Raw genomic sequence first — 9,364 nt, 5'->3', positions numbered from 1 at the left:
AAATCATCAAACATAATCCTAAAAAATTTAGGATCTGGGAAAACAAATGAAATGACGCGATGAGGTGGGGATGGCTCGTCCCTCGCCATCCCCACTTCATCGCGATAACACATAAATAATCAATGACAAGAGTTGAATTTCATTGCCATGTATTTTACACATAATTATGGACTTGACTAACAATTTAACTATGGCGCTCGTATTCGAAGCTAAATCGCTGATATTTGATTCAATCTCGATGGAAAATCGTCATCATTCGATGATATAGCGACTGAACTCGATGGAAAATCGTCATCACTCGATGATACAGTGATATAACTCGATGATAAATCCTTTATTGCGTTGGGATTAGAAGCTAAGACGCTGATCAACTAGTAGTATATTAAACGAAAAACGGACGGCTTCTTTCGTTGAAGCCGCCCGTTTTTTATAGTTTTTTTGCTTTTTGAGTATTACCAAAATGGACTTTACCAATTTGACTTAAAAACGCTTCACCTTTCGAATCCATTAATCGTTTAATTTGTTGATCCACTTTTTGTGAAGCCCCTTTTTGTAACGTGAATCCAGCTTTTTTAGAAAGTCGATCCATTTCTTGGACGAAACGATAACGAGCCAGCATAGAAGCCGCTGCTACACATGTTGATTGACTTTCTGCTTTCGTTAAAAAGGTAATATTACTGTGTGGCGTAGCATCCGACGCTTTAATTTTATTGTAGTAAATGCCAGGTTCACAAAATTGGTCAATCACAATACCGCTTGGGGTGATTTGGTCTAACTTATTCATCACATGCTCAATCGCATTATGATGCATCCAAGCTTTCATCCGCGTTTGTGACCAGTTTTGTTTCTTAAGTTGATTATACTTTTCATTGTTTAAAGTCACGGTGCTATAAATAATATCTGTTTCAAGAATATTTTTCACGATAGATGAAATCGTGCTGTCATTCATGGACTTAGAATCTTTAACGCCCAATTCTTTTAATAGAGCCTGTTGTCTTTCGTCTGCATAAACAGCGGCTACTGTAATTGGACCGAAATAATCGCCTGTCCCCGCTTCATCAGAGCCAATGTGATCTTGGTTTAAAATAGCCTTTGAATGACTTTCAACATTATGCTGTTTTTTCTGCGTCTGAGGGTTGGTGTCCCACTTAGAAGCTTCTTCAGCGTGATGGCCACCTTGAAATAACACCTTACCTGATTGATAGGCTGTTATGGTCACATTAGTTTGCTTTGCAACAAAAACGGTGTGTGGAGGTTGTTTTTTAACTTTGGTGTTTTCATAGTGTTTATCCATTTTATCGAGTGTTTGTTGATCTGCCTTAATAACGGTTTGTCCCATGGTTTAACTCCTTTATGATTCAATGGCTATAGTATATCATGTGATTAATAGGTATTCACATCTTTTGAGTACTTTCCTAAATAGATTAAATCGTGTTACGATATGGTTTAGAATAACGGTGAGGAGGCCTTCCTGATGTCGGATTATGAAAAAAATAGAATTACAGTTGATATTCATAATCGTAAATATACAGTTGTTGGTGAGGAATCACCTTCACAAATTAAAATGGTCGCAAGCTTAGTTGATCAGAAGATGGATGAAATACAATTCGCTAATCCGTCTTATGATACGACACAGCTCGCCGTTTTGACAGCACTAAATACAATGAATGATTATCTTAAATTAAAACAAGATTATGATGCACTTATACAAAACCATAGGAATGAGGATCGCAAGAAATGATTGATTTAATTTTAATTATTATTTTTATATTAGGCTTTTTAATTGGATTAAAACGTGGCTTCGTCTTACAAATACTACATCTAACAGGTTTCATGGTAGCCTTTATTGTCGCTTATCTTTATTACCGCGATTTAGCTGGCATGCTTGAATTATGGGTTCCGAACCCTGAGGCGGATGAAGGCCACTTCTGGGCGGAAGCATTGTCTGTAAACGGCATTTCTGATGCTTTTTATAACAGTGTTGCTTTCATACTTATATTTATTATTGTAAAGATCTTGATGCAGGTTCTTGCGAATATGCTTGATTTCGTAGCTAATATGCCTATATTAAATAGTGTGAATAATTTATTAGGGGCCATCCTAGGCTTTATTGAAACGTATATTATTATCTTCATCTTACTATTTGGTATTTCTTTGTTATCAGTAGATTTCGTGCAAAGTATTATTCAAGATTCAATAATAGCGTCGTTTATGATTGAACATACACCTGTTTTAACTGAAGCACTTAAGAATGCGTGGTTTGAACAAGACGCTTAAAAGAGGTTCGTCATGAGTGACAACCTCTTTTCTTTGTGAGATTGTTTATAAAGGTGGTAGATGAAATGGATAAAAAACAAGTGATTAAGCATCTAGAAACAATTGCTGTCTATTTAGAACTAAAAGGTGAGAATGCATTTAAAATTTCCGCATATCGAAAAGCGGCACAAACGCTTGAACGTGATGAACGTTCACTAGATGAGATTGAGGATATTGGATCTTTATCAGGAGTGGGCAAAGGAACAAAAGCGGTTATTGAAGAATATATTACTAATGGTGAAACAGAAACCCTTATGCAATTACAAAAAGAAGTGCCTGAAGGTTTAATTCCTTTATTAAATGTACAAGGTCTAGGAGGTAAGAAACTCTCAAGACTCTATCATGAACTTAATGTGCAAGATGAAACGACTTTACGAGAAGCGGCTGATCGTGGTGATATTGAAGCTTTAAGTGGTTTCGGTAAGAAGTCCGTTGAAAAAATTCTTAAAGCATTGGATGAACAGGGAACACGCCCAGAGCGACTACCGCTTTCAAGTGTTATTCCAACGTATGAAGCTCTTGTAATTGAATTGGATCAGATTGCTTCGATTGAACGCTATGCTATTGCAGGTAGTTTCAGAAGATTACGTGAAGATGTGAAAGATTTAGACTTTATTATTGCGACGAACCAACCAGAAAATGTGGCTGAGCAATTAGTTCAGCTATCGATTGTAAAAGCGGTTGAAGCTAAGGGGTCAACTAAAGTTACGGTAGTAGTAGAAAGTGAATGGGGTTTATCAGTAGACTTCCGTCTGGTAGAGCCTGAAGCATTTATTACGACATTGCACCATTTTACAGGTTCAAAAGACCATAATGTTGAAATGCGCCGTTTAGCGAAAGAACAAGGCTATAAAATCAGCGAATACGGAATTGAAAACGTTGAAACAGGAGACGTGAAAACATTTGATGATGAAACATCATTTTTCAACTATCTCGGAGTCGATTATATCCCACCTGAAATTCGTGAAACGGGTGAAGAAGTAGACAGCTCTATTCCTGCACTTGTTTCGATTAATGATATCCAAGGTGATTTGCACATGCACACGACTTGGAGTGATGGGGCGCAATCACTTGATGAAATGGTGAACCGAGCAAGAAGTTACGGCTATCAATTTATCGCAATCACCGATCACTCTAAGTACTTACAAGTGGCTAATGGATTAAATGAGAAGCGATTGCGTCAACAACGTCAGTTAATTGACGAAATCAATCAAAAGTATGACGATATTCATGTGTTTGCTGGAGTCGAAATGGATATTTTACCAGATGGCACACTTGATTTTGATGATGATTTCTTACCAGAACTTGATTTCGTCATTGCTTCGATTCATTCGAACTTCAATCAGGATGAAGAAACGATTATGAAGCGATTAGAACAAGCAATCAAAAATCCGTATGTTCATATGATTGCACATCCAACTGGGCGATTAATTGGCAGGCGAAACGGTTATCCGGTTAATATAGAACGGTTTATTGATTTAGCAGTTGAACATAATACCATTATTGAACTTAATGCTAATCCGAATCGCCTGGATTTAGCGTGGTCTTATTTGCAAATTGCTCAAGACCGTGGCGCAACTATTGCGATTAATACTGACGCGCACAATTATCGTATGTTAGATGATATGAGTACAGGTGTACAGGCAGCCCGAAAAGGTTGGATTAAACCAGAAACGGTCATTAATACATGGCCGCTTGAACATGTTCAACGTTTTTTGATGAAGAAAAAAGGTGAGTCAAGTGAACAATAAAATTTTGAAACAATTAGAGTATCCTAAAATTATAGAACAATTAAGTGCCCAAGCTGAAACCAGCTTAGGACAAGAACAAGTTAATCAAATGAAACCCTCAACAGAATTGTCTGAGATTCAATTTTGGCAACGTGAAACAGATGAAGCGGTACAAATTTTACGGTTAAAGGGTCATATTCCTTTAGGTGGAATTCGTGATATTCGACCTCAGGTTAAACGTGCTGAAATTGGTGGTCTATTATCTGCTCAAGAAGTGTTAGATGTTGCTAGCACCATTTATGGTGGACAACAGCTTAAACAATTTGTGGCTAATTTTGATGAGGAAGAAGAACTCCAAATTCCCATCTTAACTGAACGAACAGAATCAATTTCGAATCTTCATCAATTAGAGCGATCGATTAGAAGTTGTATTGACGATTATGGCCATGTGATGGACGGGGCTTCAAGTCAGCTTCGTACAATCCGTAGTCAGATAAGGTCGTATGAAAGTCGTGTACGTGATCGATTAGAAGGGTTTACGAAATCCAAAAGTCAGATGTTGTCTGATGCGATTGTAACCATTCGTAATAATCGTTATGTCCTACCTGTGAAGTCAGAATATCGTAGTCACTTTGGTGGGATGGTTCATGATCAGTCTTCATCTGGCCAAACGCTGTTCATTGAGCCACAGTCAGTCGTTGAGATGAATAATAAATTACAAGAAGCTCGTGTAGAAGAACAACATGAAATTGAACGGATATTAAAAGCTTTATCCGAACGCATTCAAGCGGATGGTGAATTTCTTCGTGAAAATGTTAATGCCTTGCAACAGATTGATTTTATGTTTGCTAAAGCGAAACTAGCGCGCCATATGAAAGCAGCTAAGCCGACTGTGAATGAGGCTGGATATATTAATATGCGCCAAGCACGTCACCCATTATTAGAAGACGAAGATGTTGTGAGTAATGATATCGAGATAGGAGACACCTACACAGCCATCGTTATTACAGGACCCAATACAGGTGGTAAAACAGTAGCATTAAAAATGGTCGGACTTTGTACGCTTATGGCACAGACAGGCTTACAGGTTCCAGCATTAGATGGTTGTGAATTGGCTGTTTTTGATCATGTCTTTGCTGATATTGGTGATGAACAATCGATCGAACAGAGTTTAAGTACGTTCTCTTCTCATATGACAAATATTGTTGATATACTCAATCAAGTGACTGAGAGCAGTTTAGTGCTTTTTGACGAATTAGGCGCAGGAACTGATCCACAAGAAGGTGCAGGACTTGCGATGTCTATTCTTGATTATGTTATTGAACAAAAAGCACGTGTTATTGCTACGACACACTATCCAGAGTTAAAAGCTTATGGCTATAATCGTGACGAAGTGACCAATGCTTCTGTTGAATTTGATGTTGAGACGTTACAACCGACTTATCGTTTACTAATAGGCGTACCAGGTCGTAGTAATGCATTTGATATTTCGCGCCGGCTTGGCTTAAGTGAAACCGTTATTGAAAAAGCCCAGTCGATGGTGAGTGATGATTCTCGATCAGTCGAGAATATGATCGCTTCTCTTGAACAATCTAGACACGAGGCAGAACGTGATTATGAACAAGCAGCCGAAATTTTAGAAGAAGCTGAAAACTTTTATCGTAGTTTAAAGCATGAATACAATCAATACTTGAATAAGAAAGAGCAATATGAAGTGAAAGCGAAAGAAAAAGCTGAAAAAGTATTGGATCAGGCTCGTGAGGAAGCTGAGGAAATTTTAGATGATCTAAAACAGCTACGTGATGAGCATTCAGTGAAAGATCATCATTTCATCGAAGCACGAACGAAGCTAGATCAACAAAAAGCGGCTTTAAAAGGTTCCGATAAGCAAGAAGAACAGGTTGAATCGGCTAAATCCATACAATCATTGGAGCCTGGAGATGAAGTTCATGTTAAAACGTTTAATCAGGCAGGTACGATTGTCCAACAAGTGAATGATAAGGAATATGAAGTTCAGCTTGGCGTCTTGAAAATGAAAGTCGCTAAAGAACAATTAGAGTTTGTCAATCGACCAGAGCCAGAGAAAACGAAGCCGTCACCAGTTGTTAAAGGAAGACAAGTTCATGTTAAACCTGAATTAGATCTTCGTGGTCAACGTTACGAAGATGCTATACAACAACTTGAAAAGTATGTTGATGAAGCTTTATTAGCTGGTTATCATAAAGTTTCAATCATCCATGGTAAAGGAACTGGGGCCTTAATGAAAGGTGTTCAACAGTTTGCTAAAGAGCATCGTTCGATTAAAGGCAGTGAATTTGGACATGCCAACGAAGGTGGAACAGGTGTGACGATCTTAAAATTAGCTTAATGGTTTAAGTTTCTGTTAAAATTTAGTGTTGATTTTTAATGATGTAGCACTTAGTTGTTGAATTGTGAGGAGCGAAGGTGGCGACTCCTGCGGGAATAGCACGAGTCTCGAGACCCCCAGAGGGCCACAGGATGTGGGTCACTTCGGCGTTCGGACAGGACGTCCGGCATTTAGCCGAAGTTCCTTCAGTTGCCGAGGAGGCTTGAGCCGTGCCCGCGGAAAGCGTCCACCGAAAGCGGAACACAATTCAACAACGGCCTTTAACAGAGCCAATGGTTAAAGAGAGGATGCGAGAATAGTATGGAAACACTAGCGAAAGTTTTATGGGTGGTTGCAGCACTTTTTGTGATTGTCGGTATTCTATTTGTCGTGATGAACTAATATACTATATTAAGTGACTATGATGATCTTGCAGGTGATCATAGTCATTTTTTAGAATATATTATTTCAGAAATTTCACAAAATAATAAATAATGTTTTAATTTTGTGTCAACTTGTGTTTATAATAGTTATAAATAGATGTTTAAAGGAGGATGTTAATTATGGGGGTTGAATTGAAAAAGCCTTGGCTGAAACATTATCCTGAGGAAGTACCGACGACCATTGATTATGACAAACGGACATTACAAAGCTTTTTAGTTGAAAATGCAGAAAACTTTCCTGATAAAGTAGCTATTCATTTTATGGGGAAAGATATAACTTTTTCAGAAGTGGCTGATTCAGCGAAACGATTTGCAAGTTATTTGCAAGAATTAGGTATTGAAAAGGATGACCGTGTTGGCATTATGTTGCCGAACACCCCACAGTCAGTTATAGCGTATTACGGAACATTATTAGCTGGAGGTATTGTTGTTCAAACGAATCCTTTGTATACTGAACGCGAATTGTCATATCAAATGAAGGATTCAGGAGCTAAAGTACTCGTTTGTTTAGATATTTTACTTCCGCGTGTAAACGCTATCAAAGAGGAAACCAACCTTAACCATGTCGTTACAACGCGTATTAAAGATTACTTGCCATTTCCGAAAAACATGATTCAACCGATGCTTCAAAAACGCGAATATGGAATGGTTGTTAAACCAGAACATGGCGGTGATACTCACGTTTGGACCACTATGTTAGAAGAAGCTTCTGATGAATATGTTGAACATAATATTGACCCTGAAGAAGATTTAGCGTTGTTACAATACACTGGAGGAACAACTGGTTATCCTAAAGGGGTCATGTTAACGCATTTTAATCTTGTTTCTAATACGCAAATGAGCGAAAAATGGTTGTATAAAACAGAGTTTGGTAAAGAAACAATATTAGGTATTCTGCCATTTTTCCACGTATACGGTATGACAACTGTGATGAATATGTCGATTATGATGGCGCAGAAAATGATTTTGATACCGAAATTTGATGTGGATAATGTGTTAAAAGCAATTGATTCACAAAGGCCAACATTATTCCCAGGTGCGCCGACGATTTATATTGGTTTATTAAATCATCCGAAATTAAATAAATATGATTTATCATCGATTGAGGCTTGTATTAGTGGATCGGCTCCATTACCTGTTGAAGTTCAGGAACAATTTGAATCTGTAACGGGTGGTCGGCTAGTTGAAGGCTATGGCTTAACAGAAACATCTCCTGTCACGCATTCAAATTTTGTTTGGCAAAATCGTCGAAGTGGCACAATCGGTGTCCCATGGCCAGATACAGATGCATCTGTTTTTGATCCTAACACCCATGATGAGTTGGAAATAGGAGAAGTTGGTGAAATTGGTGTCAAAGGGCCACAAGTGATGAAAGGTTACTGGAAACGACCGGAAGAAACAGATCAAGTCTTACAAGATGGCTGGTTTTTTACAGGCGATATGGGTTATATGGATGAAGAAGGATTTTTCTATATCGTAGATCGCAAGAAAGATATGATTATTGCCGGTGGCTTTAACATTTACCCACGTGAAGTAGAAGAAATTCTATATGAACATGAAAGTATTCAAGAGGCTGTGGTGGCTGGTATTCCAGATCCTTATCGTGGTGAGACAGTGAAAGCTTACATTGTCTTAAAAGATGGTGCTGAACTTACAGAAGATGATCTGGATCAGTTCTGTCGCAAAAATTTAGCGGCTTTTAAAGTGCCAAAGCTTTATGAATTCAGAGATGAATTACCTAAGACAGCTGTCGGTAAAATACTACGCCGTAAGTTAGTTGATGAGGAAAAAGAAAAAATGCAGGCTGAACATGCAGAATGAATCAGTAGTTGACACAATTAAAAATTGACTATATTATAATAGGTGAATGACCATTCATTCACCTATTTTTTGTTTTATTTTTATGCGTGATAGGAGCAGTTGACTATGGAAAGTAAATCAAAGCCAAAATACAAGCTGATTCTTGATGCTGCTGTTGAAGTAATTGCGGAAAACGGTTATCATCATTCACAAGTATCCAAAATTGCGAAAAAAGCAGGTGTCGCTGATGGGACCATTTATCTTTATTTTAAAAACAAAGAAGACATATTAGTTTCTTTGTTTGAAGAGAAAATGGGACAGTTTGTATCAAAAATCAAACACGAAATTGACCAAACCGAACAAGCTGATCAAAAATTATATAAATTAATCGAAATGCATTTTTCTCAACTGTCCGAAGATCCGAGTTTAGCTATTGTCACGCAATTAGAATTAAGACAATCTAACAAAGACTTACGGTTAAAAATTAACGATGTCCTTAAAGGTTATCTAGCACTAATGGATACGATTTTACAAGAAGGAATGGAAGATGGCACTTTTCAAAACCAATTGAATGTGAAATTAGTACGACAAGTATTGTTTGGAACTTTAGACGAGGTCGTCACCAATTGGGTGATGAAGGAGCAACGCTATTCGTTAGTGGATCAAGCTGAAGAAGTGCATTATTTAATTTATAATGGACTAAGAGATCATAGTTAAAGGGAGCTGAT

General features: G+C 37.8%; 7 protein-coding genes. 6 read left to right on the top strand and 1 reads right to left on the bottom strand.

Annotated elements, in window-relative coordinates; translation table 11 throughout:
* Positions 1-427 precede the first annotated feature (427 nt).
* Positions 428-1,339, bottom strand: a complete 912-nt coding sequence (gene rnhC / locus J2S77_RS04160) for a ribonuclease HIII (protein WP_306974907.1) — start codon at positions 1,337-1,339, stop codon at positions 428-430.
* A gap of 135 nt (positions 1,340-1,474) precedes the next feature.
* Here rnhC and zapA point away from each other — a divergent pair, with 135 nt between their 5' ends.
* From zapA to fadR, 6 genes are all read left to right on the top strand, one after another.
* Entirely contained in the window at positions 1,475-1,741 is a 267-nt protein-coding gene (gene zapA, locus J2S77_RS04155) for a cell division protein ZapA (RefSeq protein WP_306974905.1), read from the top strand.
* The gene (locus tag J2S77_RS04150) at positions 1,738-2,277 is read left to right on the top strand and encodes a CvpA family protein (protein WP_306974902.1); all 540 of its coding nucleotides are present in this window, start codon (positions 1,738-1,740) and stop codon (positions 2,275-2,277) included. Before zapA ends, J2S77_RS04150 begins: the two co-directional genes overlap by 4 nt.
* Before the next feature lie 65 nt (positions 2,278-2,342).
* Positions 2,343-4,067: a DNA polymerase/3'-5' exonuclease PolX gene (gene polX / locus J2S77_RS04145; protein WP_306974900.1), complete on the top strand. Its 1,725-nt coding sequence runs from the start codon at positions 2,343-2,345 to the stop codon at positions 4,065-4,067.
* Positions 4,057-6,414: an endonuclease MutS2 gene (locus J2S77_RS04140; protein WP_306974898.1), complete on the top strand. Its 2,358-nt coding sequence runs from the start codon at positions 4,057-4,059 to the stop codon at positions 6,412-6,414. The genes polX and J2S77_RS04140 overlap by 11 nt, the downstream gene beginning before the upstream one ends.
* A gap of 542 nt (positions 6,415-6,956) precedes the next feature.
* Positions 6,957-8,657 carry a long-chain-fatty-acid--CoA ligase gene (locus tag J2S77_RS04135; protein WP_306974896.1) on the top strand — a complete coding sequence of 567 codons (1,701 nt, stop codon included), beginning with the start codon at positions 6,957-6,959 and terminating at the stop codon, positions 8,655-8,657.
* Between the two features lie 105 nt (positions 8,658-8,762).
* Positions 8,763-9,353, top strand: a complete 591-nt coding sequence (gene fadR, locus J2S77_RS04130) for a fatty acid metabolism transcriptional regulator FadR (RefSeq protein WP_306974894.1) — start codon at positions 8,763-8,765, stop codon at positions 9,351-9,353.
* The last annotated feature ends 11 nt before the right edge of the window (positions 9,354-9,364 follow it).

The organism is Alkalibacillus salilacus (assembly GCF_030812915.1).
Lineage (GTDB): Bacteria > Bacillota > Bacilli > Bacillales > Alkalibacillaceae > Alkalibacillus > Alkalibacillus salilacus.
Note: the sequence above shows the minus strand (reverse complement) of the source record. Positions and strands in the feature narration are given on the sequence as shown.